Origin of the sequence: Pseudomonas frederiksbergensis (assembly GCF_035751725.1) — a bacterium.
GTDB classification, from domain to species: Bacteria; Pseudomonadota; Gammaproteobacteria; order Pseudomonadales; family Pseudomonadaceae; genus Aquipseudomonas; species Aquipseudomonas frederiksbergensis_A.
Genome location: NZ_CP142104.1, coordinates 2,767,309 through 2,792,844 on the forward strand (window position 1 = coordinate 2,767,309; position 25,536 = coordinate 2,792,844).

The following is a 25,536-nucleotide window of genomic DNA, read 5'->3' on the forward strand; positions in this document are numbered from 1 at the left end:
CGTTTTCCTTATTGTTGTTATCGATCAGGGGTAGCGACAGCTCACTTCGGGTCGGTCGAAGCCCAGGCTGTCCATTTCGTTGGAGGGGTGCAGGAAGCCGTCCTGGGGCGAGGTGCTGACCAGTGCCCGCGGCTGGACCAGGGGAATCGGCTGGCGCAACTGGCCATTCCAGGGGCGATAGCTGAGCTTGCGACCCTTGAATCCGTCCAATGGCAACTGGTCGCCGAGGGCCAGTTGGCGGATGGCGAACGGGTCGTCCTGGCGCAGTTTGCTGACGGCGGCGGCGATGCTGCGCACAGCGATCCAGGCGGCAAAGTCGCGGTCGTTCATCCAGCGGCCAGCCAAGGCTTCGAAGCGCTTTTGCAACTGCGCTGCACCGTAGGTCTCGACGGTCTTGTGCCAACCGGTGGGCGTCAGCCCCTGGGTGCCCGCGACCGGGCGCGGAAACCAGGTCTGGTAGGGCACGTATTCGCCGAAGTCGCCGCGCTCATCGGCCACCAGCACCACGTCGTATTCGGCGGTCTGGGTGAAGAGCGGCATGTCGGCCTGGGCGCTGCGGCGCTGGTCGTTGTCGAACTGCCAGGGTTTTTCGGCAACGATCTTCATGCCGAAGCGTTTCATCGCCCGGCGCAACGCGGCGGCGTAGGCCTGGTCTTCCGGTGTCTGGCCGACGATCAGCAAGGCCCGCTGCCATTTACGAACGACACTGAATTGGACCAAGGCATCGGCGAGGGTCGCGCGGTCGGGCAGCGTGTGCAGCACGTTGCCCAGGCAGTCGCTGGTGCGCAGGTTGTCGTCGGGGCTGCCGGCGTTGAACAACAGGCTGTCGGGGAGGGCGGCGCTGAGCTGGCGAAGGCTGGCGGCAGGCGCATTCACCACGAACAGGCGCAGACCTTGCTCATGCTGGGCGCGGGCGGCCTGGAGCAGCGCTTCGGGGCTGTCGACGGTGGCGCTGTCGAGGCGGTAGTCGTGCTTGAGAAAGCGTCCGGTGCTGTTGCTGTCGATGATCGCCAGCTCGGCCCCGCGTAGCCCGGCGTCGGTGGGCTCGGCGATGACATTGGACAACAGCGGGCCTGGATCGGGACGGTAACCGAGGTAGCCGATGCGCACTTGCAATGGCACGGTATCGCCTGCCTGGGCGGTTGCCGCGGCCAACAGGTAAACCAGGGCGTAACTGACAAGCCGGCGCATGACGTCCTCCATTGCAGGTAGCGCCAGCATAGGAAGGCCACGGCCCTGGGGAAATATGCAGAAAGTACCGCCGGGGCAGTACCAAGGTAGTAGCTCGGTCCGGGCGCCGGGGTTTTAGGATGCTTCCAATCGTCATTGATCAGGGAGCGAACAGGTCATGCGGGTTTTCAAGACGCTGCTGTTGCCGTTATTGCTGATCCTGAGCTTGATTGGAGTGGATCGACCCAAAGTGTCCCCTGTGGGGACGCGCCTGCTCGCGAAAGCAGTGGTTCAGCCGGCCTTGATGTTGGACGTGCCGCCGTTTTCGCGAGCAGGCGCGCTCCCACAGGGGGCCGGCGTGATTCGCAGGTTGGAGCACTGACCATGTCAGCCCTCTGGCGAATCAACCTCTGGGTCTCAGCGTTCTTTGCCTTGGTCACCCTGGCCTGTGCAACGCTGCTGCTGCACCAGGCCACGGCCGATGTGACACGCGAACTGCAATCGGCCGAGTCGGTGGTGCATTACCTGCGCGAGACCGCCCAGCGCGATCCGGCCAGCCTTCAATCGCGGCTCACCGGCAGCCTGCGTCACGTGCGGGTGCGTTGGTTGGCCGCCGCAGAGCATTCGCCGGCCCAGGAGCCCGGCTTGAACGCCTGGCTGGGGCGTCGACTCTTGCACGACGGTCCTGTCGCCCAGGTCGTTGAATTGCAGGACGGTCGTCGAGCCTGGATCGCCGTTGACCCCGGGGATGAAGTGGATGAAATCCTCGATTCCCTGGTGCAACTGCTCGGTGTTTGCGCGATGGCCTGGCTGCTCAGCCTGCTGGCAATCCGTTGGGCGGTGCGCCGGGGCATGCGCTTGCTGGACGATTTGCTGCGGGCGCTGCACCAGGTGTCCGCGGGCGACCTGCACGTGAACCTGCGGACCGAAGGCCTTTCGGAAGCCCAGCAACTGGCGGAGCATTTCAATCGGATGACTGCCGCCCTGGCCCAGACCCGGGCGGACAATGCCCGGCTGACCCAGGCGTTGCTGGCGGTACAAGAGCAGGAACGCAGATCCCTTGCGCAAACCTTGCACGACGATCTGGGCCAATATGTGGCGGGCATTCGAGCGCGGGCCTGTCTGCTGCGGCTGGTAATCCATCAGCCGCCGGCGCTGGAGCAGACCGCCAGCGAGTTGGAAGAACACTGTGACCATTTGCAGCAAGGCTTTCGCGCCTTGGTCAACGACTTGTACCCCGTCGTGCTCCAGCATTTGCCGTTGGGCGAAGCCATCGAGTTGTTGGCCCGGCAATGGCAGGACAGCCACGGCATCGCCTGCCAGTTGCGGGTCGATGGCGCGATACCGCCATTGGCCGGGTCGGACAAAGCCCACCTGTACCGCCTGTTGCAGGAAGCGCTGACCAACATCGCCCGGCATGCCGACGCCAGCCAGGTGCGGATCCGCATGCAGCATCGCGCCGGTCGCCTGCGGCTATGGGTGCGCGATAACGGACGCGGTGCCAAGCAGCCCGCCCGGGCCGGGGTGGGCTTGCATTCGATGGCCGAACGGGCCCGCAGCCTCGGCGGTGAGCTGCGGGTCATGAGCCGGCCCGGCGCGGGTTGGGCGCTGGACTTGAACATTCCCCTGGAGGCGTCATGAACATTTTGTTGGTGGATGACCACGCCGTGGTCCGGCAAGGCTACGCCAGCCTGTTGCGGGCACTGATGCCGGAGCTGCAGGTTCGCGAAGCCGCTTCGGGCGAAGAGGCATTGAGCCAGGTGCAGGAGCAAGTGCCAAACCTGGTGATCATGGACTTCGGCCTGCCGGGCATCAGCGGGCTGGAAACCACCCGGCGCCTGCGCCAACGCTTGCCGCAACTGCGGGTGCTGTTCTTCAGCATGCACGACGAATTGCCGTTGGTGCGCCAGGCGCTGGAGGCGGGCGCGGCGGGCTATCTGACCAAGAACTCGGCACCGCAGGTATTGGTGGAGGCGGTGCGGCGGGTGCTGGCCGGCCACGCCTACATCGAGCAGGCTCTGGCCACTCAGTTGGCCTGCGCAACCAACCGCCACGACAGCGATCCGCGCCTGCAATCAATGACCCAGCGGGAGTTGGAAATCTTCGTCATGCTCGCCAAGGGCACCCCCGCGCGGACCATTGCCGAACAGCTGTGCATCAGCGCCAAGACCGTGTCCAACCACCTGACGTTGCTCAAGAGCAAATTGCAGGTCAGTTCCCACGCCGAGTTGGTGCATTTGGGAATTGATATGGGGGTGGTGCGGGTGGCGGGGTGAAACCAGGCGATGAAGATAAATTATGGTGAGGGGGATTTATCCCCTCGCCACGGGTAATGTGTTCAGCGCTCCCAAGACGTTGGGCACCCGACACACCCCTTCATATTCGCATCCTGGAAATTCCCGTAATGCTGGCGCGAACCCGTCAGGTTGGCCTGTTCCAGATTGCTTTCGCCGAGCTTGACCTCTTGTAGGTTGGCATCGCGCAAATCGGCGCCCTTGAGGTCGGCCTTGCTCAGCCAAGCCATTTCCAGGTCGGCGGCTTGAAGGTTGGCGTCGTGCAGACGGGCGCCGGACAAGCGGGCGAACTGGAGATAGGCCGCTGTCAAATCAGCGCGCTGAAATTGCGCACCCTGGGCAAACAGGCCCCAGCCCTGGATCGCCTTCAGCGTGGCACCGCTGAAGTCCGCCAGGCGCAGGTTGCTTTGTTGCAGGCTTGCGCGACTCAGGTTGGCGCCCTGTAGCTGGGCTTTTTCCAGATTGGCCAGGTCCAGTCGCGCGTGGCGCAGGTCGGCATCGCGCAGATCCGCGCCGGCGAGGTTCATCTTGCGCAGGTCCTGGTTGGCCAGTTGTGCGCCGCGCAGGTTGGCGCCGGGGCATTGGCTGGATTCGGCGATGGTGCAGCCGTTGATTGTCAGCGGGATATCAGTGTCGTCGGCATGGGCAACGGCGCCGATGAACAGAAATAGCAATGGCAGTGACTTCATGGCATGAACTCAGGCAAGTGTTGGAGCGGGCTTGCTCCGGGCGGCGATCCGACGAAGACGTCGGCACAGTCAGAATCCCTATCAACTGAACCACCGCTTTCACGAGCAAGCCCGCTCCAACTGGGGATGGGGTACAAGTCAGGGGTTATTTCTGCGCCGTCGCCTTATCCCAACTCGGGATCTTGAACACCCAGAACGACCCGCCCTGGGCCACCGGCTTGGTCAGTTCGGCCATGTCGCCGCCCCACAACGGCACGGCGCCGCCATAGCCGACGGTCACGCCGATGTACTGCTCGCCGTCCTGCTCCCACGTAACCGGCGGGGAGACGATGCCGCTGCCGGTCTGGAACTTCCACAGCTCCTTGCCGGTTTTCGCATCGAAGGCCTTGAAGAAGCCGTCACCGGTGCCGGTGAACACCAGGTTGCCCTTGGTTGCCAGCACGCCGGCCCACAATGGCAGTGGTTCCTTGTGCTCCCACACCACTTTGCCGGTGGTGGGGTTCATCGCCCGCAAACTGCCGACGTGATCGTCATACATACGCTTGATGCGGAAGCCCATGCCCAGGTAGGCCGAGCCTTTCTTGTAACTGACTTCCTCGGTCCAGTATTCCTCTTTCCACTGGTTGCCCGGTACGTAGAAAAGCCCGGTGTCCTGGCTGTAGGCCATGGGGTTCCAGTTCTTGCCACCGAGGAACGGCGGCGAGACTTCCACCGGTTTGCCCTTGGTTTCACCGGGCAGAGGCTTGGCCGGACGCTGGCCCGGGTTTTCCACCGGGCGGCCGGTCTTCAAGTCGATGTGGCTGGCCCAGGTGATGTTATCGACGAAGGGAAAGGCGTTCTGCAGCTTGCCGTTGTTGCGGTCCACCACGTAGAAGAAGCCGTTGCGGTCGGCGTGGGCGGTAGCCTTGACGACTTTGCCGTCCTTGTCCTTGTAGTCGAACAGCACCAGTTCGTTGTTGCCGGAGAAGTCCCAGGCATCGTTGGGCGTGTGCTGGTAGAACCATTTCACTTCACCCGTGCTTGGATCGACGCCCACCTGGCCCGAGGTATAGAGGCTGTCGTAGTCATGGGGATTGCCGTCCTTGGCCGTGCGCGCCCAGGTGTTCCAGGGGCCTGGGTTACCCGCGCCGACGATGATGGTGTTGGTCTCCGGGTCGAAGCTGGCGCTCTGCCAAGGCGCGCCGCCGCCGTGGCTCCAGGCCTCGACCTTGCCGGTCTCGGTGGTCTTGTCGTCAGGCCATGAGGGCGCCTTGACGTCGCCGGTCGGCGTGCTGTCCTTGCCATTTAGACGGCCCATGTGGCCTTCGACGAACGGGCGCATCCAGACTTCCTCGCCGGTGTCCGGGTCACGGGCGAACAACTGCCCGACGACACCGAACTCGTCGCCGGAACTGCCGTGGATCAGCAGGACTTTGCCGCTGGTCTTGTCCTTGATCAGCACCGGGGCCCCGGTCATGGTGTAGCCGCCGGCGTGGTCACCGAACTTCTTGTTCCACACCACTTTGCCGGTGTTCTTGTCCAGGGCGACAACCCGGGCGTCGAGCGTGCCGAAATAGATCTTGTCGCCGTAGATGGCCGCGCCGCGATTGACCACGTCGCAGCACGGGCGAATGTTGTCCGGCAGCCGGTGGTTGTAGGTCCACAAGCGCTTGCCGGTCTTGGCGTCGAGGGCGAATACCCGCGAATACGAGCCGGTGACGTAGACCACGCCGTCGCTGACGATGGCCTGGGACTCCTGGCCGCGCTGTTTTTCGTCGCCGAATGAATAGGACCAGGCCGGGGTCAGCTTGAACACGTTTTTGTCGTTGACCTGGGCCAGCGGGCTCCAGCGCTGGGCGTTCGTGCCCATGCCGTATTGCAGCACGTCCTTGGTGGTCAGGTGGTCGTTGGCAATGTCTTCCCAGCTAACGGCAGCGTTGGCCTGCGGGCCCAGGGACAGGCTGCCGGCCAGCAGCAAGGCAACGGTCAGGGAGGAGAGGGCAGGGAGCGTTTTTATTGTCATGGTGGGATTTCCCAGTGAGGTTTTGGCCTGACTAGGGTCGGTCTCATCACCCACGACCGATACGGAAAAAGTCCCGCCCTTGCCGGGAAGACTTCCCAAACCGCCTGTCTTTGCGACTTGCGTCGGATGGCCTGCTACCAAGGAACTAGACCCCGGCCACCAAAGCAGCATTCGGCTGGTGGCAAGCGGTTCCTAAGATGACGGCACGGCCTCTGCGAAGAGGTCTTGCGTGCAATTTCGAGGGCATAACAATGACAACAAAACGCAACGCCATCATCGCTACCGCATTGCTGATGGGGCTGACCGGCGCAGGCTCCGCGTGGGCCCATGGCAACGTGGTGCCCCAGGCAGTGGAAACCAAGGGACTGACCCCGATCAAGGACACCAACCTGCCATTGGATGCCGATGGCTGGGCCGCACAGAACCCCTATCGCAATTCTCCTGAGCGGGACAAAGCCGTGGAAATCGGCGCCTCGGCCTATAACCAGAACTGCGCGGCCTGCCATGGCCTGGAAGCCAAGTCCGGCGGGATCGCCCCGGACCTGCGCATGCTCGACGCCGCCGAAGCCGGTGACGAATGGTTCGTTGAACGCGTGCGCCACGGCGCGGTGCGCGACGGCCGCGTGTATATGCCGAAAATGGCCGATTACCTGAGCCAGGAAGCGCTTTGGGCGGTGCGGACCTATCTGGACAGCGTACACGTCGAGGAGTGATTGCCATGCGCCTGTTCGCGTGGGTGATGTGTAGCCTGCTGCTTTGTGGCCAGGCGGCGCAGGCGCAGGTCCGCAGTTACGACCAGATGATCGCCGACGGCGAATTGAAGGTGGCGGTCTACAAGGATTTCGCCCCGTACAGTTTCGAAGACCAGGGCGAGCCCCGGGGCGTCGATGTGGAATTGGCGCAGGCGCTGGCCAAGGCCATGGGCGTGCGGCTGAAATTGATGTGGGCACCACCCGGTGAAAAGCTCGACGATGACCTGCGCGACTACATCTGGCGCAGCAGTCCGCTGCACGACCGGCAACTGGCCGACCTGATGATGCGCGTTCCGTACGACCACGACTATGTGCAACGGCGCAACGACATCGGTGAGCTGGAAAATGCCCAGGTCGTGATGTTCGGGCCGTATCAGCAGGAGTGCTGGCAGGTGGCGTATGACCGCCGCCGACTGGATTCGGTGGGCAGTGTCGCGGTGTTCCAGCAACACCCGATCGGCGTCGAAGTCGACAGCGTGCCGTCGTTCTACCTGACCTCGGTGTTCAACGGCATGCTCAGTGCCAAGACTCGCCACTACCCGTCCGTCGCCAAGGCCTTCGGGGCGATGCAGGCTGGGGCAGTCGACGCTGTCATGGCGATGCGCGGGGAGGTCGATTGGCAGGTCCATGAAGCGGCGGATCCGCAATGGGCCCTCGCTGAGAACGCCTACCCGAACATGGGCAAGCAACGCTGGGACATCGGCATGGCGGTGCATGAGAGCAACCGTCAGTTGGCCTATGCCGTGGAAGAAGCGCTGGAGGGCTTGATACGCGATGGCAGCCTCAAGGCGCTGTATGCCCGCTATGGCCTGCGCTACGAAGTACCCGAAATGTACCAATAGGAGCGCGGGATGAACTGGCGAGCGTTTGGCCTGCTGTTGGGGTGCCTGCCGTTGATGGCGAGTGCCGTCGAGCCGGGAAAGGACCCGGTGCCGTCGGTAATGTGGGCCTTTTACCACAAACAGTTGCTGGCGGACGCGCCGTTCGTGTTCGACGAGCGGGTGCGTCTGTTGGCGCCACCCTTCGCCGAAGACGCGCGCCAGGTGCCGCTGGAAATCGATGCCCGGGCGTTCGCCGGCGATGTCGTGCGGATACTGGCCTGGGCCGAACTCAACCCGCTGCCCAGGATTGTCGATTTCCAGCCTTCGGAGCGGGTGCTGCCGTGGTTGTCGATCCGTATTCGTATCGAACAGGCCACGCCGTTGCGCGCCGCCGTGCAGACTCGCGACGGCCTGTGGCACGTTGGCTCGACCGTGATCGACGCGGCAGGTGGCGGTTGCACCGCGCCCAGCGTGGTGCGTACCCAAGCGGGTTGGGAGGAGCACCTGGGCGAGGTGTTGGGCGGGCGTTACCCGCGTGGGGATTCGAATCGCCTGCGCTTGCAGATCGCCCATCCCATGGACAACGGCCTGGTGAGCGGCATCCCTGAATTCTTCATCAACCAGGCGCAACTGTTCGACGCCGACGGCAAGCTGCTGGCGCGCCTGGAGCTATTTCCGGCGGTGAGCGAAAACCCCAACCTGGGCTTCGACATCCGAGGCTCGGGCCAGACCCGCCTGGTGCTGCGTGACAACAGCGGCAACCAGTTCGACGCGGCCATACCCTGACCACAAGGAGCGCGCCATGCGCTGGTTGCTGCTGATCTGTCTTGGGCTGTGCCTGCCGGCGTGGTCCGCCACCGATTACTCCCTCAAGCCGCGGCAGATCGCCGAGGGCACCTGGTTGCTGGAAGGCAGCACGGAAAATTTCGCCAAGGCCAACGGTGGCAATATCGTCAACACGGCGTTCATCGTTACCGACGCCGGTGTGGTAGTCATCGACACCGGGCCGTCGAAGCGTTATGGCGAAGCGCTGCGCCAGGCCATCGCGGCGACCACCGACAAACCGGTGATCCAGGTGCTGCTGACCCATCATCATCCCGATCACGTATTGGGCAACCAGGCCTTCAGCGACGTGCCCATTGGGGCGTTGCCCGGCACCGTCGACCTGCTGCGACAGCAGGGCGATGCGCTGGCGGAAAACATGTACCGGTTGGTAGGCGATTGGATGCGCGGCACCGAGGTGGTGCTGCCGACCCAGGCGCTGAACCCCGGGACGCTGAAGGTGGGCGACCATTCGATGCGCCTGCTGGCGTTGGCCGGCCATACCGGGGCGGACCTGGCGATCCTGGACGAAACCACCGGCGTGCTGTTTGCCGGCGACCTGGTATTTTATGAGCGCGCCCTGACGACCCCGAACAGCCCCGGCCTTGAGGTCTGGCTCAAGGACTTGGACACCCTCCAGGCGCTGCCCTGGAAGCAAATCGTCCCCGGCCACGGCCCGGTGGCGACCGACGCCCGGCCGTTTTCGCAAATGCACGACTACCTTGGCTGGCTCGACCAACTGATGCGCGACGGCGCCGCCCGCGGCGACGACATGGCCGAGATGATCCGCAGCCCCATCCCCGAGCGCTTCGCCGGGATCAGCTTGAGCCGGTATGAGTTGATTCGCAGTGTCAGTCATCTCTATCCGCGTTATGAGCGGGCGGGGATGAAGCGGGTGGACACCCACGATCCTGACTGAACACATCTGCCTCGCCACGGGGGGATTCGCTTACTTCCACATGTACCAAGGAACTAGAAAACTCAACACAGCGGGCAATTGTTGGCGGCGGCCCCTGGCCCAAGAATCTGTGGCAGACCGGGAAAATTTCCCGGGTATAACAATAACCGCAGAGGTAGCCGCCATGATTCATCCCGCACGTCGCCAGCCCTTCGCCGTGAACCTGCTGCTCAGTGCCATGCTGCTGTCCGGTTCGGCCTTGGCCGCCGTGACCGATCAGGAAATTCTCCAGGACCCGAAGAACCCGCAACAGATCGTCACCAACGGCTTGGGTGTCCAGGGCCAGCGCTACAGCCCGCTCGATGCCCTCAATGTCGATAACGTCAAGGACCTGCGACCGGTCTGGGCGTTTTCCTTCGGCGGTGAGAAGCAGCGCGGCCAGCAGGCCCAGCCGATGATCAAGGACGGGGTGATGTACCTCACAGGTTCCTATTCGCGAGTGTTCGCGGTGGACGCACGCACCGGCAAGAAACTCTGGCAGTACGATGCACGACTACCCGATGACATCCGTCCTTGCTGCGACGTGATCAACCGGGGCGTGGCCTTGTATGGCGACCTGGTGTTCTTCGGCACCCTCGACGCCAAGCTGGTGGCGTTGAACAAGGACACCGGCAAAGTGGTGTGGAGCAAGAAAGTCGCCGACCACAAGGAAGGCTACTCCATCAGTGCCGCGCCCATGGTCGTGAATGGCAAGCTCATTACCGGGGTGGCCGGGGGGGAGTTCGGCGTGGTCGGCCAGATCAGCGCGTTCGATCCAAAAAATGGCGCGTTGCTGTGGACCCGGCCGACCGTGGAAGGCCACATGGGCTACGTCTACAAGGACGGCAAGGCGGTGGAGAACGGCATTTCCGGCGGCGAAGCCGGCAAGACCTGGCCGGGTGACCTCTGGAAAACCGGCGGCGCGGCGCCTTGGCTGGGCGGCTACTACGACCCGGAAACCAACCTGCTGCTGTTCGGCACCGGCAACCCGGCCCCGTGGAACTCCCACCTGCGTCCTGGCGACAACCTCTATTCGTCCTCGCGCCTGGCCCTGAACCCGGACGACGGCACGATCAAGTGGCACTTCCAGAGCACACCCCACGACGGCTGGGACTATGACGGTGTCAACGAGCTGATCTCGTTCAACTACAAGGAAGGCGGCAAGGACATCAAGGCCGCAGCGACCGCCGACCGTAACGGCTTCTTCTACGTGCTCGACCGTACCAACGGCAAGTTCATCCGCGGCTTCCCATTCGTCGACAAGATCACTTGGGCCAGCGGCCTGGACAAGGACGGGCGGCCAATCTACGTCGACTCCAGCCGTCCGGGTGCGCCGGGCAGCGAAGCCAAGGGCAGCTCGGTATTCGTCGCCCCGGCATTCCTCGGTGCGAAAAACTGGATGCCGATGGCCTACAACCAGGACACCGGCCTGTTCTACGTGCCGTCCAACGAATGGGGCATGGACATCTGGAACGAAGGCATCGCCTACAAGAAGGGCGCGGCATTCCTCGGGGCCGGGTTCACCATCAAGCCGCTGAACGAGGACTACATCGGCGTGCTGCGGGCCATCGACCCCAAGACCGGCAAGGAGGTCTGGCGCCACAAGAACTTCGCGCCGCTGTGGGGCGGGGTCCTGACCACCAAGGGCAACCTGGTATTCACCGGTACACCTGAAGGGTTCCTGCAGGCATTCAACGCCAAGACCGGGGAAAAGGTCTGGGAATTCCAGACAGGCTCCGGCGTGCTCGGCTCGCCGATCACCTGGGAAATGGACGGCGAGCAGTACGTCTCGGTGGTTTCCGGCTGGGGCGGCGCGGTGCCGCTGTGGGGCGGCGAGGTGGCCAAGCGCGTGAAGGACTTCAACCAGGGCGGCATGCTGTGGACCTTCAAGTTGCCGAAAGAGCTGGTGGCCAAGCGCTAAAAGCTTGTCGAAAACCGTGGCGAGGGAGCTTGCTCCCGCTCGGCTGCGAAGCAGTCGCCAAAAGCGGGGAGTGCTGCGCACTCCAGCGGGAGCAAGCTCCCTCGCCACAAGGGCCTGCGCTGGCCTTGAACTTGCTCCTGTCGCTTGAAATCTACGACCAAATAACGAGAGAGCCCCTGCCAATGACGCATTCGTCCACCGCACGGGGCTCTCTACCATCGGCCTATCGCCTGTCCCGCGACAGGCATCGACCAGGCAGAGGCCCATCATGATCTACGCACAACCCGGAACCCCAGGCGCCGTCGTTTCCTTTAAACCGCGCTATGGCAATTTCATTGGCGGCGAGTTCGTCGCGCCGGTCAACGGCGAGTACTTCACCAACACGTCGCCGGTCAATGGCGAAGTCATCGGCGAATTCCCGCGCTCCAGCGCCGCCGACATCGACAAGGCCCTGGACGCGGCCCATGCCGCCGCCGATGCGTGGGGCAAGACTTCGGTGCAGGACCGTTCCCTGGTGTTGCTGAAAATCGCCGACCGCATCGAGCAGAACCTGGAAATCCTCGCGGTCAGCGAGACCTGGGACAACGGCAAGGCCGTGCGTGAAACCCTGAACGCCGACGTACCGCTGTCAGCCGACCATTTCCGTTACTTTGCCGGCTGCATTCGCGCGCAAGAGGGCGGGGCTGCCGAGATCAACGAGTTGACAACGGCCTATCATTTCCATGAGCCGCTGGGCGTGGTCGGGCAGATCATCCCCTGGAACTTCCCGCTGCTGATGGCCGCCTGGAAACTCGCCCCGGCCCTGGCCGCCGGCAACTGCATCGTGCTCAAGCCGGCGGAACAGACGCCGCTGTCGATCACGGTATTCATCGAGCTGATCGCCGACCTGCTGCCAGCCGGCGTGTTGAACATCGTCCACGGCTTTGGCCGCGAGGCCGGTGAAGCGCTGGCCACCAGCAAGCGCATCGCCAAGATCGCCTTCACCGGCTCGACCCCGGTGGGCTCGCACATCATGAAATGCGCCGCCGAGAACATCATCCCGTCCACCGTGGAACTGGGCGGCAAGTCGCCGAACATCTTCTTCGAAGACATCATGCAGGCCGAGCCGGCATTCATCGAGAAGGCCGCCGAGGGCCTGGTGCTCGCGTTTTTCAACCAGGGCGAAGTCTGCACCTGCCCATCCCGTGCCCTGGTCCAGGAATCGATCTACGCGCCGTTCATGGCCGAAGTCATGAAGAAGATCGCCAAGATCAAGCGCGGCAACCCACTGGACACCGAGACCATGGTTGGCGCCCAGGCGTCCCAGCAGCAGTACGACAAGATTCTTTCGTACCTGGACATCGCCCGGGAAGAGGGCGCCGAGTTGCTCACCGGTGGCGCGGCGGAGCGCCTTGAAGGGGATCTGTCGAGCGGCTATTACATCCAGCCAACCCTGCTCAAGGGCCACAACAAGATGCGCGTGTTCCAGGAAGAAATCTTTGGCCCGGTGGTGGGCGTGACCACCTTCAAGGACGAAGCCGAAGCCCTGGCGATCGCCAACGACACCGAGTTCGGCCTCGGTGCCGGCCTCTGGACCCGGGACATCAACCGCGCCTACCGCATGGGCCGGGCGATCAAGGCCGGTCGCGTGTGGACCAACTGCTACCACCTGTACCCGGCCCACGCTGCGTTCGGTGGGTACAAGAAGTCCGGCGTCGGTCGCGAGACCCACAAGATGATGCTCGACCATTACCAGCAGACCAAGAATTTGCTGGTGAGCTATGACGTGAATCCGTTGGGGTTCTTCTGACCCCTGGGCATTCACCGAGTGGCTCCTGTAGTACCAACGCACCCTAGCCATCGCTTCGAAAGTAGCATTCGGGCCCTGATCGCCCCGTGTATTAATGAACCTGCCGGAATCGCCCGGTACAAGAAGAGGAAAGACCCATGTGGACTAAACCCGCGTACACCGACCTGCGTATCGGCTTTGAAGTGACGATGTACTTCGCCAACCGATGAGTGCCGGCCCGGCCTGATGCATTCGGGCCGGGCTACCCATTGGTCGGATTGCATTCACGGCGGGATGCTTTAGGCTCAACGTATCCCACGACAATAACAACAGGCTTACCGATGAGCCCCCCTGGAAAAATGAGCCTCAGTCCGCTGCGCAAGTTCGTCTCCCCTGAAATCATGTTCGGTGCCGGCTGTCGGCACAATGTCGGCAACTACGCCAAGACCTTCGGCGCCCGCAAGGTGCTGGTGGTGACCGATCCCGGGGTCATCGCCGCCGGTTGGGTCGGCGATATCGAAGCCAGCCTTCAAGCCCAGGGCATCGATTACTGCATCTATAGCGACGTCTCGCCCAACCCACGGGTCGAGGAAGTCATGCTCGGAGCCGAGACCTACCGCGAGAACCATTGCGATGTAATCGTCGCGGTCGGTGGCGGCAGCCCCATGGACTGCGGCAAGGCGATCGGGATCGTGGTCGCCCATGGCCGCAGCATTCTTGAGTTCGAAGGCGTGGATACGCTGAAAGTACCCAGCCCGCCGTTGATCCTGATTCCCACTACCGCCGGCACGTCGGCCGACGTCTCCCAGTTCGTCATCATCTCGAACCAGCAAGAACGCATGAAGTTCTCCATCGTCAGCAAAGCGGCGGTGCCGGACGTGTCGTTGATCGACCCGGAAACGACCCTGAGCATGGACCCGTTCCTGTCCGCCTGTACCGGCATCGACGCGCTGGTGCATGCCATTGAGGCGTTCGTCTCCACCGGCCACGGGCCGTTGACCGATCCCCATGCTCTGGAGGCGATGCGCCTGATTAACAACAACCTGGTGCAGATGATCGCCAACCCGGCGGACGTCGCGCTGCGGGAGAAGATCATGCTCGGCAGCATGCAGGCCGGGTTGGCATTCTCCAACGCGATCCTCGGCGCGGTGCATGCGATGTCCCACAGCTTGGGCGGCTTCCTCGACTTGCCCCATGGCTTGTGCAACGCGGTGTTGGTGGAGCATGTGGTGGCGTTCAACTACACCTCGGCGCCGGACCGCTTCAAAGTCATCGCCGAGACCCTGGGCATCGATTGCCGTGGGCTCAACCATCGGCAGATCCGCACCCGGCTGGTGGAACACCTGATCGCCCTCAAGCGCACCATCGGTTTCCACGAAACCCTTGGGCTGCATGGCGTGAGCACCTCGGACATTCCGTTCCTGTCGCAACACGCGATGCATGACCCGTGCATCCTTACCAACCCTCGGGAGTCGAGCCAGCGGGATGTCGAGGTCGTCTATGGCGAAGCCCTCTGAGGAGCAACAAAAAGCCCTGGCCGGCTTGCTGGGGTTGGGCAATCACTCGACACGCAAGAGCCATTACCCGGAATTGGCGGCGCGCCTCGATGAGCTGGAGCAGGCCCGACAACGCTTGCAACAGCTCAATGATCAACTGGAGCAGCGGGTGGCCGAACGCACCGATGCGCTGCTGGAGGCCAACCACAACCTGCAACAGCAGATCGCCCAGCGCGAGTTGATCGAACAACAGTTGCGCGATGCCCGTGACGCCGCCCAGGCCGCCAACCGCAGCAAGGACAAATACCTGGCCGCCGCCAGCCATGACCTGCTGCAACCGTTGAACGCCGCACGCCTGCTGATCGCGACCTTACGCGAGCGGCAACTGCCCAGTGCGGAGCATGTGCTGGTGGAGCGGACTCATCAGGCGCTCGAAGGCGCTGAAGATCTGCTCACCGACCTCCTGGACATCTCGCGCCTGGATCAAGCCGCTGTCAGGCCGGACCTGGCGCCTTATCGGGTGGATGAGCTATTGGCGCCGCTGGTGTCCGAATTCCAGTCGGTGGCCGGTGCCGCGGGCCTGGACTTGCGCGTGCGGTTTGCCGACGACGCGGTACTGACGGATTTGCGATTGCTCACGCGGATCCTGCGCAACCTGCTCAGCAATGCCTGTCGCTACACTGACCAGGGCGGCATCCTGCTGGCGGCCCGGCGACGGGGAGGGCGATTGCGCCTGGAAGTCTGGGACACGGGACGCGGCATTGCTGCCGATAGCCTGGAGTCGATTTTCCTGGAGTTCAACCAGCTGGACGTCGGCCGTGCGGCGGATCGCAAGGGCGTGGGCCTGGGGCTGGCAATCGTTGAGCGCATCGCCCATATCCTCGGCTATCGGGTGCAGGTGCGCTCGCGACCGGGACGCGGCTCGGTGTTCAGCATCGAAGTGCCGCTGTCCGCCGAACGGCCGCTGCCCATGTCCCAGGTTCCGGTGCAGGCAGTGGCCGGCAATCCGCTGCCGGGGCGACGGCTGCTGGTGATCGATAACGAAGTGAGCATCCTGCAGAGCATGGCGGCGCTGCTGGAGCAGTGGGGCTGCGAGGTGCTGACCGCCACCGACGAAGCGGCTGCCCTCGACGTCCTTCAAGGCCGCGCCCCGGAACTGGTCCTGGCGGACTTCCACCTTGACCATGGCGTGGTCGGCTGCGAAGTGGTCAAGCATCTGCGCGAGCATTTCCAACAGGCGATCCCCGCCGTGATCATCACTGCCGACCGCAGCGACCAATGCCGCCGGGCCTTGCGCAAGCTGAACGCGCCGCTGCTGAACAAACCGGTGAAACCAGGCAAGTTGCGGGCGGTACTGAGCCAGTTGCTCGGCTAGCCAAGTTTCACACAGCCTCCACAAGGTTCATTTGTCGGCGTTTTTACCTTGAATGTAAAAATGCGCTTCGGTCTGCTTATTTCCTTAGGTAAACTCCCCCCGCTGCGACAATCGGGCACGGTCACTCCGGGCCCGCTCCAGACCGTTTTGCAGTGTCCCTCACCCAGCTGAAGCCAAGACCTACAAGAAGTCAGCGCCGGAGAGACATAAATGTGAGGCCGATACGCTCGGCCCTGTAGGTCCATCCTCCAGTCCACTCGATACCCGCCCGTCGGCAAAGCCGGAATGGGGTGCGGTTCATGCTTGAACGGAATTGGAGGACGGAATGGCGTTCCATCCTAGGGATACACACATGTTGAAGAAAACACACACGGCGCTCTTGGGCCTGGCGATGGCGATGGGTCTTGCGACCACGCACGCCGCCGAGCCGAAAAAAGTGGATGTCTTGCTCATTGGTGGCGGCATCATGAGTTCGACCCTCGGTATCTGGCTCAATGAGCTGGAGCCGGGCTGGACCATGGAAATGGTCGAGCGCCTGGACGGTGTTGCCGAAGAAAGCTCCAATGGCTGGAACAACGCCGGTACCGGTCACTCCGCGTTGGCCGAGTTGAACTACACCCCGGAAGACAAGAACGGCAAGGTCGACATCTCCAAGGCAATCGAAATCAACGAAGCCTTCCAGATTTCCCGTCAGTTCTGGTCCTGGCAGGTCAAGAACGGCGTGCTGAAGAACCCGCGCTCGTTCATCAACTCCACGCCGCACATGAGTTTCCTGTGGGGCGACGACAACATCGCGTTCCTGAAGAAGCGCTACGACGCACTCCAGGCCAGCCCGCTGTTCGCCGGCATGCAGTACTCCGAAGATCCGGCGCAGATCAGCAAGTGGGTTCCGCTGATGATGCAAGGGCGTGACCTGAGCCAGAAAGTCGCGGCGACCTGGAGCCCGCTGGGTACCGACGTGAACTTCGGCGAGATCACTCGCCAGTTCGCGGCTTACCTGCAATCCAAGCCGAACTTCTCCCTCAAGCTGTCCAGCGAAGTGCAAGACATCACCCGCAACGAAGACGGCAGCTGGCGCGTTTCGTACAAGAACCTCAAAGACGGTACCGAAACCGAGACCGACGCCAAGTTCGTGTTCATCGGCGCCGGTGGCGGTGCCTTGCACCTGCTGCAGAAGTCCGACATTCCGGAAGCCCGTGAATACGCCGGTTTCCCGGTGGGTGGCTCGTTCCTCGTGACCGAAAACCCGACCATCGCCCAACTGCACCTGGCCAAGGCCTACGGCAAGGCTTCGGTGGGCGCGCCGCCGATGTCGGTTCCACACCTGGACACTCGCGTGCTCGACGGCAAGCGCGTGATCCTGTTTGGCCCGTTCGCCACGTTCTCCACCAAGTTCCTGAAGAACGGCTCGTACTTTGACCTGCTGACCAGCACCACGACCCACAACGTGTGGCCGATGACCAAGGTCGGTATCGAACAGTACCCGCTGGTGGAATACCTCGCCGGTCAACTGATGCTGTCGGACGAAGACCGCTTCAACGCTCTGAAGGAATACTTCCCGGACGCCAAGCAGGAAGACTGGCGCCTGTGGCAAGCCGGCCAGCGTGTGCAGATCATCAAGCGTGACGAAGAGAAGGGCGGCGTGCTGAAACTCGGCACCGAAGTCGTCGCTTCCCAGGACGGCAGCATTGCCGGTCTGCTGGGCGCCTCGCCAGGTGCTTCGACTGCCGCGCCGATCATGCTGACCGTGCTTGAGAAAGTCTTCAAGGACAAGGTAGCCACCCCGGTCTGGCAGGAAAAACTGCGCCAGATCGTACCGAGCTACGGCACCAAGCTGAACGAAAGCCCTGAGCGTGTTGCTCAGGAATGGGCCTATACCAGTGAAGTGCTGCAACTGGATCCGCCACCGGCCATCGGCAAGGCTGGGACCGCTGTAGCGCCGGCACAACCGGCTGCTGCTCGGGAAGCCAATCCAGCGGCCGACATGGCGCTGTAAACCGGACGCTGTCTGGCCTGGTAAAAAAACGCCGCTCAAATGAGCGGCGTTTTTTTATGTGTGCTCCCGCGGATTAGAGGTGACGTTCAACCTTGGGCCCACTGCGAAACCGCACATCAAAGTCCTCGGCCAACTGGGCCAACGTAATACTGCCCAGACGCTTGAGCAACAACGCCTGGGCTTCATCGAACGCATCCGTCAGCGCCGCATTCACCGCCTGTTCCACCAGGCATTGCGGATGATCGGTGGACAGGCCGATGGCAAAGATCGACGTGCTGCCCAACGCCTGATGAATGTCCAACAGCGTCATCTCCGCCAACGGTTTAGCCAGGCTCCAGCCGCCGCGATGGCCTTTCTCCGAAGTGACGTAACCCTGTTCCTTGAGCAACGCCATGGTTCGGCGCACCACCACAGGGTTGGTGCCCAGCATTTGGGCGAGGGTGTCGGAGGTGGTCGATTGCTGGTGGCGATCCATATGAATCAAGACGTGCAGCATGCGCGATAGGCGGGTGTCGTTTCTCATGGGCGGGTCCGAAGGTGAATCTGCGCCGAGTATCGCCTGTAATTGCAAAAGTTACGAGACTGTTGACAGGCGCTTTTCAAGAAACTTACGATGTTTCGAGAAAGCCCACGCCTTCCAAACATGGAGATCGCCCATGGAACACGACGTCATCATTGCTGGCGGCAGCTACGCCGGCTTGTCCGCAGGTCTGCAATTGGCCCGCGCCCGCCAGAAGGTGCTGGTGATCGACGCAGGCCAGCGTCGCAATCGGTTTGCGGCTACTTCCCATGGTTTTCTCGGGCAGGACGGTCGCGCCCCAGGCGACATTGCCAGTGACGCCCGCGCTCAACTCATGGCTTACCGAACCGTGGAATGGTTGTCGGATAGCGCGATCCACGCCGCCCGCGACGCGGACGGCTTTGTCGTCGAGACGGCCCACGGACAACGCTACCGTGCCAAACGCCTGCTGCTGGCCACCGGCGTGATCGATGAGTTGCCCGATGTGCCAGGGCTGACGGAGCGCTGGGGGAAAAGTGTTTTTCATTGCCCGTACTGCCACGGCTATGAATTGGAGCAAGGGCCGATTGGCGTGCTGGCGACGTCACCGATGTCGCTGCACCATGCCTTGATGCTGCCCGACTGGGGCCCGACCACTTTTTTCACCAATGGCGTGTTCGAGCCCGACCTTGAGCAACGGCAAAGCCTGGCGCAACGTGGTGTAACCCTGGTGCCGGAACGTGTCCAACGTCTAGAAGGCGAACGGGCCAACGTGGTGTTGGTGGACGGGCGGGTGATCGCCGTTGACGGACTGTTTGTCTTGCCGCATACCCGCGTTTCCAGTTCACTCGCCAGCGCCCTGGGTTGCAACTTTGAAGAGGGTCCGCTCGGCGCGTTCATTCAGGCCGACCCGATGACTCGTGAAACCAGCATTCCCGGGGTATTCGCCTGCGGCGACGCGGCGATGCCGTTCGGCTCGGTCGCGCTGGCCGTTGGCGATGGGGTGAGGGCGGGCTCGGGGGTGCATCGGTCGTTGATCTTCCAGGCCCACCCTTGACGTTCAGACTTGTACCGCGCCGGTTGCGACGGCGAAAGCGAGCATCACCAGGCTGACGCCCCAGGCCCAGAAAAACGTATAGGCCATGTGCTTGCGCAGTTCCACGCCGGACAGCGCAAGCGCCAGGTAAACGCTGGGCACTACCGGGCTGATGGAGAACCCGGTGTTTTCACCGATCAACATGGCCCGGGCGACGGCTTCAAGGGGAACGCCGGCTGCGGCGGCCACGTCCTTGATCACCGGCAGGAGCGCGAAGTAATACGCGTCCGGCGAAAAGATCATGCCCAGGGGCACGCCGAAGAAACCAACGATCACGTGCAGGTATTGGGCAGAACCCGCAGGCAGGATATCGATCAACGCCAAGGCCATGCCGTCGGACATCTTCGCGCCGGAGAGCACGCCCAGCAGGACGGCCGCGGCCATCATCACCAGGACCATTTGCAGCGCATCGGACGCATGCGCCTTGAGGCGTTCGGCCTGGGCGTCCAGGGACGGGAAATTGAGCGGCAGGGCGATGCCCAGTCCCACCATGAAACAGGCGTACAAGGGGAAAATGCCGGTGAACAGGCACACCAGGATTGCCGCGGTGAGCCCGACGTTCAGCCAGTAGCGCAACTCCCGGGGAGAGAGGCTGAATTCGCGGCTTTGCGTTTGCAGATCGTCCATGTCGCACGTCGCGGCGGCGCCCAGCGACATCGGTTGGCGACGTTGGGCGCGCAGGCCCAGGATCGTCGCCACCCCGAGCATGCACACCAGGCCCACCATCTGCACTGGCAGCAAGCCCAGCCACAGCTCCGTGGCGTCCAGGCCCGACACCGCGGCGGCGCGGGCGGTCGTGCCGCCCCAAGGCACCATGTTGATGACGCCAGCCGTGGTGCCGACCAGGCACAGCAGCATCGCCGGGCTCATGTTCAGGCGTTTGTACAAGGGCAGCAACGCCGGGATGGTCAGCAAGAACGTGGCGGCGCCGACACCGTCGAGGTGCACCACCGAGGTCACCAGTACCGTCACCACCGCCACGGCCAGTGGCTTGCCGCCCGTGCTGCGGATCAGCAGGTTGACCAAGGGATCGAACAGCCCCCGGTCACGCATGATGCCAAAGAACAGGATGGCAAACAGAAACAGCGCGGCGGTCGGGGCCACCGTGATCAGGCCCGCCTTGATGAACTCGCCGATCTGGCCAAGATTGAAGCCGGCCAGCAGGCAAACGACCACGGGGAGGGTGGTGAACGCCACCACCGGGCTGATCCTGCGCAGCAATATCAATCCGATGATGGCCAACATCATCAGGAAACCCAGGGTTGTAATCATGTTGCAGCCTCTCTTTTTATTGTTGTCGGTGAGTTTGGGGCGATGGACCGGTCAGTCCTGCGGACCTGGCAGGCGCAAGGCCAATAGCAGGTAACTCAGGCTCTTGCCGTGGCGGTCCAGGCCGCAACTGCGGTTCACGCCGCCCTCCAGGGCATCCTCGAGGACGAAATTCAGCGCGTTCAGGTTCGGCAGTTCATAGCGGTGCACCTTGGAGGGGCTTCGCGTGGCGAATTGCTCGGCGACCCGGTCGCAGGTCAGCTCCTGCAGCATCCAGGCGTAGTGGGCCGCGTCGTGAGGAAATACCGCAATGCTGAGAATGTTGCCCTTGTCGCCGGCACGGGCGTGAGCGAAATCGGCGAGGGTGACGAGGTTCATCAGTACCACTCCAGGGTTGTGTGGATTTCATCGCGCGGCAACAGGAAACTTCGCGTGGTGACGGCCTCGACGAGGTGGCGGCGCACACCACCGCCACCTGCCGGCCCGTTGGTGTAGAGCGATTCCACCTCGGCCAACAGCGCTTCCACCAGCGGCCGGTCGGTGTGGGTCAGGCCGATGCGCACGCGCACGTCTTCCAGGGCCGGCGCCTGGGCCAATTGCTGTTGCAGGTACAGGCCGCCCTGATCGTTGAACAGGCTGGCGACGCCGGAAAGGTCGATCCAGGGCTGCACCCCTGGCGCCAATCGGTCGAAACGTTCAAGCAGGATTTCTCGCGCCAGTGCCGCACGCGCCAAGGCGCCGGGGCCGGCATAGGATATTTCCGCTTCGCCAAACCAGAGGCCGCGTACACCCGCCAAGCCCTTGAGGGTATCGGGGTGTGGATGGCCAAGCAGGCCGCTGATCTCGACGCGGTCTGCGCCCAAGTCCTGCACGCGCGCTTCGCCCAGATCCAGTACAACGTCGGGCGTCAGGTAGCGTCGAGGATCGTGTACTTCATAAAGAAGCTGTTCCTTCACGGTTTGCTCGCTGACCCGGCCTCCGCTGTGGCGGGTCTTGCCGATAATCAGGCGGCCGTCCTCGTGGATCTCGGCAATCGGACAGCCGAGATTGGCCGGGTCTGGAATGTCTTTCATGCCGGGGTGGGCAAAATAGCCACCGGTGACCTGTGTGCAGCACTCCAACAAGTGTCCAGCCGCCGTCGCCACCGCGATTTTCTGCCAATCATCGGCTTTCCAACCCAGCCCATGGCGGATCGCACCGACGGCCAGCGAGGGGTCGGCGACACGGCCGCACAGGACGATGCCGGCACCATCGGTCAACGCCTGGACGATACCGTCGGCGCCGGTGTAGACGTTTACGGATACAGGCTGTTCCTGCGGATCGGACGACAGCCATCGTGCGTAGCGCGCAGGTGTTTCGTCCAAGAGGTCGTCACCCAGCACGCAAGCGATCTTCAGCCCAGGGAAACGACCCGCCAGGGTGTGGCGCAATCGCTGGGCGGCTGCCCTCGGATTGGCGGCGCCGCCATTGGTGATGATCGGGATCCCGGCTTCGATGCACAGGTCCAGCATGGGCTCGAGAAAATCGAACAGCCGGGCGGAATAACCGGCCTGTGGGTCGAGACGCTTGCGCAATTGCGCTTCGGCCAGGGTCCGTTCCGCCAACAGCTCCAGCATGATGTAGCGCTGGCCGCTGCGTTGTGCCAGGTCCTGGGCCAGGCGCAGGGCGGCGTCAGGCCGGTCATTGGCGAAACCGGCGCCACACCCGACGAGAATTGTTTTTGTCATGTCCGTTTTCCACTGAAGGGTGGCCCTATAGTGGAGACGCTGGATTGTTCTGTGAATTTTAAAGGTAGAATCAATTGATCCATTAATTTTATGAGCGGGCCATGAACGTCTCCTTCCGCCAGCTTCGCGCCTTCATCCTGATCGCTGAAACCTCCAGTTTTACCCGCACGGCTGAACAACTGCACCTGTCCCAGCCGGCGCTGAGCTACAGCATCCGCAAACTGGAGGAGAGCATGGGTTTGCAGTTGCTCGCGCGTAACACCCGCAGCGTCGAGTTGACGCCCGCCGGTGAGCATTTCCTGCCCCAGGCCCGGCGTATGCTGCGGGACATGGACGACGCCGTGCGCGACGCCCGCGACACCCTCAGCCTGATCCGCGGCACGCTCCGGCTGGCGGCGCTGCCTACCGCTGCCGCGTCATTCCTGCCAGTGGTTATCGCCTCGTTCCAGCGTGAGCACCCAGGCGTGAAGGTGCATCTTCTGGATGGTCGCGCCGGGGAAATCATGGGTTGGGTGCAGGGAGGCGAGGTGGACGCCGGCATCAGTTCGTTGCCGGACGACTTGTCTGGCTTGAGCTTCGAGCGCCTGCTGGATGACAACCTGGTCCTGCTCAGCCACAAGGATCATCACCGCGACTGGAAACAGCAGCCCTATATCGCCCTGACGCCGGACACCAGCATCCGGCCTTTGGCCGATGCGGCATTGCGCTATTTAAACGTTGACCCAGCGCCAGCCTGGGAAGTGGCGCACATGAGCACGGCCACGGCGCTGGTCCGCGAGGGGCTGGGGTTTTCCTTGCTGCCGGCCAGTTGCACGGCGGTGTTCAACATCGGTGAACAGTGTGCGATCACCGCCATCGACCAACCGGCGAAACGCTCGATTGGCTTGCTGCAGCGCAAGCCGGTGGCTCCGTCGCCGTCGTTAAGCCAGTTCATGGGGCATGTGCGGCGGGTATTGCGCCAGGAATGAAGGCCCATGCGCGGCCTTCGCGAGCCCGCCCAGCACCGTCACTGAGTGCCAAACATCGCCGTCCAATAAATCCCCGCATCGCTCTTCGGGTCCACCGCATACCCAGCCCCCAGTTCGCGAAATTGCGGATTCATCAGGTTGGCGCAGTGCCCCGGGCTCGCCAGCCAGCCGTCCACCACCTTCAGCGCCGTGTCTTGCCCGGCGGCGATGTTTTCGCCGATGGCCTGCGCGAGGTAGCCCGCCAGCTCGGCGCGGTCGCCCGGCATGCGCCCGTCACGGTCCCTGTGATCGAAGAAGTTGTTATTGGCCATGGCGCGGGTGTGATTGACAGCGGCCAGGGCCAGGGTGGCGTTCCAGGCCAGTGGCGTCGTGGCGGTGAAGGCCTCGGTCCCGCAACGGCGCGGCTGCGCACGGGCGCTGTTGATCAGCTTGAGCAGTTTCTGGCCTTCGGCCTGCCAGTCACCGAGGCGCGCGGACAACAGTGGGCGGGCGAGCACAATACGCCATTCACGGTCCAGGCGGCTGACGCCGATGTCGACAAACTGCGGGTCCAGCACGACTTGGCAGAAGCTTTCTTGTACGGCTTTCATCGCGGCCTGGGCGTCGCGAGGTCCGGAAAGGCTGATGGCTTGCACATTGACCATCGGATAGGCCGCCCGGGCCAAGGCCTGTTGAAGATCGCCGATGCCATTGGCCGACAGGATCAACCGCGAATCCATCGCCAGCGGAGGCAACTCCAGGGATGCCTGGCCGGCGCAGCTTTGGGACTGGCTGCGGTAGAGGTTGATGGACTCGACCAGTTGCGTCTCTTCGGTAGCTGCGGCGCTGGCGGCAAAAGCCAGTCCCAGCGACAGCGCGGCAAGGCGCATGACGGAAAAAATGGCACGCATGTAAATCTCCCTTGAGCGGACGGCGCCTATGATGCGCAATTTTTGCCCCGCTGGGGCAACGGTATTCACGCTCTCTTGAAATCCCGTGCAACGGCACCGTTTGGTACCGTTTGGGATGATCCTCAAGTAGTCGGATCAATTTTCAAGCGAATAGGTCCATTTTCGTCGTCTCAAGGCCATAAAACTTCGAGCGCATCAGCTCATCCAGTTGCCTCCGTCGACGTTATAGGTCTGGGCCACCACGTATTCGCTTTCCGCCGAGGCCAGGAAAATCGCCATGCCGACCAGGTCCTGCGCCGTGCCCATCCGGCCATACGGGACCTGCTGTCCGACGAGACGTTTCTTTTCTCCCAATGGCAGGTTCTCGTGACGGGCGAACAGCGCGTCGACGCCGTCCCAGTGTTCGCCATCCACCACGCCGGGTGCGATGGCGTTGACGTTGATCCGGTGCTTGATCAAATCCAGCCCAGCGGACTGGGTCAGGCTGATTACGGCGGCCTTGGACGCACAATAGACCGCAACCAAGGCCTCGCCACGCCGGCCGGCCTGGCTCGCCATGTTGATGATCTTGCCGCCATGGCCCTGGGCAATCATCTGCCGCGCGGCGGCCTGCAAGGTGAACAGCGTGCCGGCGACGTTGATGGAAAACAGCCGCTCGAAGCTCTGTCGCGTGATCTCGACAATGGGCGCCAGGTCGAACAAGGCCGCGTTATTGATCAGGATATCCAGCTTGCCCGCACGGGCCACGACGGCCTCGATGGCGCTGTCGATCGATGCCTGGTCAGTCACGTCCATCCTGATCGCGTAGGCCCTGTCGCCCAGTTCAGTGGCGGTGGCTTGGGCACGCTCGAGGTCGATATCGGCAATGGCAACCGTCGCGCCTTCATGAATGTAGGCCTCGGCGAACGTCCGGCCGATACCGCGGGCAGCGCCGGTCACCAGCGCGCTTTTTCCTTCCAGTCGTTTCATGGGGCTATTCCTGTTGTTGTAGGGCCAAATCGATTACAGCAGCGCCCGTGAAGGCTTACAAACGCAGGGAGGATT

Annotated in this window: 23 protein-coding genes; 14 read left to right on the forward strand and 9 right to left on the reverse strand. The window is 63.0% G+C overall.

The window, feature by feature from the left end:
* Positions 1-24: 24 nt before the first annotated feature.
* Positions 25-1,191, reverse strand: coding sequence for an ABC transporter substrate-binding protein (locus VQ575_RS12420; protein WP_039588328.1), 1,167 nt, complete (start codon positions 1,189-1,191; stop codon positions 25-27).
* Positions 1,192-1,554: 363 nt separating this feature from the next.
* Here VQ575_RS12420 and VQ575_RS12425 point away from each other — a divergent pair, with 363 nt between their 5' ends.
* Together VQ575_RS12425 and VQ575_RS12430 are read left to right on the forward strand one after the other, a co-directional pair.
* Positions 1,555-2,811, forward strand: a complete 1,257-nt coding sequence (locus tag VQ575_RS12425) for a HAMP domain-containing sensor histidine kinase (RefSeq protein WP_325919783.1) — start codon at positions 1,555-1,557, stop codon at positions 2,809-2,811.
* Positions 2,808-3,446 (forward strand): response regulator, encoded by a 639-nt coding sequence (locus VQ575_RS12430; protein ID WP_198726615.1) that lies wholly within the window; start codon positions 2,808-2,810, stop codon positions 3,444-3,446. The genes VQ575_RS12425 and VQ575_RS12430 overlap by 4 nt, the downstream gene beginning before the upstream one ends.
* A gap of 62 nt (positions 3,447-3,508) precedes the next feature.
* Here the strand turns inward: VQ575_RS12430 and VQ575_RS12435 are convergent, their stop codons facing one another.
* A complete protein-coding gene (locus VQ575_RS12435; RefSeq protein ID WP_325919784.1) occupies positions 3,509-4,153 on the reverse strand; it encodes a pentapeptide repeat-containing protein in 645 nt (214 codons plus the stop codon).
* A gap of 145 nt (positions 4,154-4,298) precedes the next feature.
* Entirely contained in the window at positions 4,299-6,155 is a 1,857-nt protein-coding gene (gene exaA, locus VQ575_RS12440) for a quinoprotein ethanol dehydrogenase (RefSeq protein WP_045156080.1), read from the reverse strand.
* A 251-nt stretch (positions 6,156-6,406) separates the two neighbouring features.
* Here exaA and pedF point away from each other — a divergent pair, with 251 nt between their 5' ends.
* The 10 genes from pedF to mqo all read left to right on the forward strand — a co-directional run bounded on the left by pedF (position 6,407) and on the right by mqo (position 18,043).
* On the forward strand, positions 6,407-6,868 hold the full coding sequence (gene pedF / locus VQ575_RS12445; protein WP_039588337.1) for a cytochrome c-550 PedF: 462 nt from the start codon (positions 6,407-6,409) through the stop codon (positions 6,866-6,868).
* Positions 6,869-6,873: 5 nt separating this feature from the next.
* Positions 6,874-7,749: a substrate-binding periplasmic protein gene (locus tag VQ575_RS12450; protein ID WP_045156079.1), complete on the forward strand. Its 876-nt coding sequence runs from the start codon at positions 6,874-6,876 to the stop codon at positions 7,747-7,749.
* A 9-nt stretch (positions 7,750-7,758) separates the two neighbouring features.
* The gene (locus VQ575_RS12455) at positions 7,759-8,514 is read left to right on the forward strand and encodes a quinoprotein dehydrogenase-associated SoxYZ-like carrier (protein WP_039588339.1); all 756 of its coding nucleotides are present in this window, start codon (positions 7,759-7,761) and stop codon (positions 8,512-8,514) included.
* Between the two features lie 16 nt (positions 8,515-8,530).
* Positions 8,531-9,469 carry a quinoprotein relay system zinc metallohydrolase 1 gene (locus VQ575_RS12460; protein ID WP_039588340.1) on the forward strand — a complete coding sequence of 313 codons (939 nt, stop codon included), beginning with the start codon at positions 8,531-8,533 and terminating at the stop codon, positions 9,467-9,469.
* A gap of 163 nt (positions 9,470-9,632) precedes the next feature.
* Positions 9,633-11,408, forward strand: a complete 1,776-nt coding sequence (locus VQ575_RS12465) for a PQQ-dependent methanol/ethanol family dehydrogenase (protein WP_039588341.1) — start codon at positions 9,633-9,635, stop codon at positions 11,406-11,408.
* 268 nt (positions 11,409-11,676) lie between these two features.
* Positions 11,677-13,197 carry an acetaldehyde dehydrogenase ExaC gene (gene exaC / locus VQ575_RS12470; RefSeq protein ID WP_030138944.1) on the forward strand — a complete coding sequence of 507 codons (1,521 nt, stop codon included), beginning with the start codon at positions 11,677-11,679 and terminating at the stop codon, positions 13,195-13,197.
* A gap of 137 nt (positions 13,198-13,334) precedes the next feature.
* Positions 13,335-13,406, forward strand: a complete 72-nt coding sequence (gene pqqA, locus VQ575_RS12475; protein WP_003243383.1) for a pyrroloquinoline quinone precursor peptide PqqA — start codon at positions 13,335-13,337, stop codon at positions 13,404-13,406.
* A 129-nt stretch (positions 13,407-13,535) separates the two neighbouring features.
* A complete protein-coding gene (gene ercA / locus VQ575_RS12480) occupies positions 13,536-14,693 on the forward strand; it encodes an alcohol dehydrogenase-like regulatory protein ErcA (RefSeq protein WP_155401996.1) in 1,158 nt (385 codons plus the stop codon).
* Positions 14,677-16,047, forward strand: a complete 1,371-nt coding sequence (locus VQ575_RS12485) for an ATP-binding response regulator (protein WP_045156075.1) — start codon at positions 14,677-14,679, stop codon at positions 16,045-16,047. The genes ercA and VQ575_RS12485 overlap by 17 nt, the downstream gene beginning before the upstream one ends.
* A gap of 352 nt (positions 16,048-16,399) precedes the next feature.
* Positions 16,400-18,043, forward strand: a complete 1,644-nt coding sequence (gene mqo, locus VQ575_RS12490) for a malate dehydrogenase (quinone) (RefSeq protein WP_325919785.1) — start codon at positions 16,400-16,402, stop codon at positions 18,041-18,043.
* Positions 18,044-18,116: 73 nt separating this feature from the next.
* On the opposite strand, the gene VQ575_RS12495 is transcribed toward mqo, so the two are convergent.
* Positions 18,117-18,566, reverse strand: a complete 450-nt coding sequence (locus VQ575_RS12495) for an Rrf2 family transcriptional regulator (RefSeq protein WP_039588347.1) — start codon at positions 18,564-18,566, stop codon at positions 18,117-18,119.
* A 133-nt stretch (positions 18,567-18,699) separates the two neighbouring features.
* Here VQ575_RS12495 and VQ575_RS12500 point away from each other — a divergent pair, with 133 nt between their 5' ends.
* Positions 18,700-19,599 (forward strand): NAD(P)/FAD-dependent oxidoreductase, encoded by a 900-nt coding sequence (locus tag VQ575_RS12500; protein WP_325919786.1) that lies wholly within the window; start codon positions 18,700-18,702, stop codon positions 19,597-19,599.
* A 3-nt stretch (positions 19,600-19,602) separates the two neighbouring features.
* On the opposite strand, the gene VQ575_RS12505 is transcribed toward VQ575_RS12500, so the two are convergent.
* The 3 genes from VQ575_RS12505 to VQ575_RS12515 are packed head-to-tail and all read right to left on the reverse strand — an operon-like array spanning position 19,603 to position 22,634.
* Positions 19,603-20,910, reverse strand: coding sequence for a CitMHS family transporter (locus VQ575_RS12505; protein WP_045156073.1), 1,308 nt, complete (start codon positions 20,908-20,910; stop codon positions 19,603-19,605).
* A 51-nt stretch (positions 20,911-20,961) separates the two neighbouring features.
* Complete coding sequence (locus tag VQ575_RS12510) at positions 20,962-21,285, reverse strand: AtuA-related protein (RefSeq protein WP_196304774.1); 324 nt, start codon at positions 21,283-21,285, stop codon at positions 20,962-20,964.
* Positions 21,285-22,634 (reverse strand): acyclic terpene utilization AtuA family protein, encoded by a 1,350-nt coding sequence (locus tag VQ575_RS12515; protein WP_045156071.1) that lies wholly within the window; start codon positions 22,632-22,634, stop codon positions 21,285-21,287. The genes VQ575_RS12510 and VQ575_RS12515 overlap by 1 nt, the downstream gene beginning before the upstream one ends.
* Positions 22,635-22,735: 101 nt before the next feature.
* Between VQ575_RS12515 and VQ575_RS12520 the strand changes: the two genes are divergently transcribed.
* Positions 22,736-23,602 carry a LysR family transcriptional regulator gene (locus VQ575_RS12520; protein WP_039588353.1) on the forward strand — a complete coding sequence of 289 codons (867 nt, stop codon included), beginning with the start codon at positions 22,736-22,738 and terminating at the stop codon, positions 23,600-23,602.
* Positions 23,603-23,640: 38 nt separating this feature from the next.
* Here the strand turns inward: VQ575_RS12520 and VQ575_RS12525 are convergent, their stop codons facing one another.
* Positions 23,641-24,492: a CAP domain-containing protein gene (locus tag VQ575_RS12525; RefSeq protein WP_039588354.1), complete on the reverse strand. Its 852-nt coding sequence runs from the start codon at positions 24,490-24,492 to the stop codon at positions 23,641-23,643.
* Between the two features lie 195 nt (positions 24,493-24,687).
* Complete coding sequence (locus tag VQ575_RS12530; RefSeq protein ID WP_325919787.1) at positions 24,688-25,461, reverse strand: L-iditol 2-dehydrogenase; 774 nt, start codon at positions 25,459-25,461, stop codon at positions 24,688-24,690.
* Between the last annotated feature and the right edge of the window lie 75 nt (positions 25,462-25,536).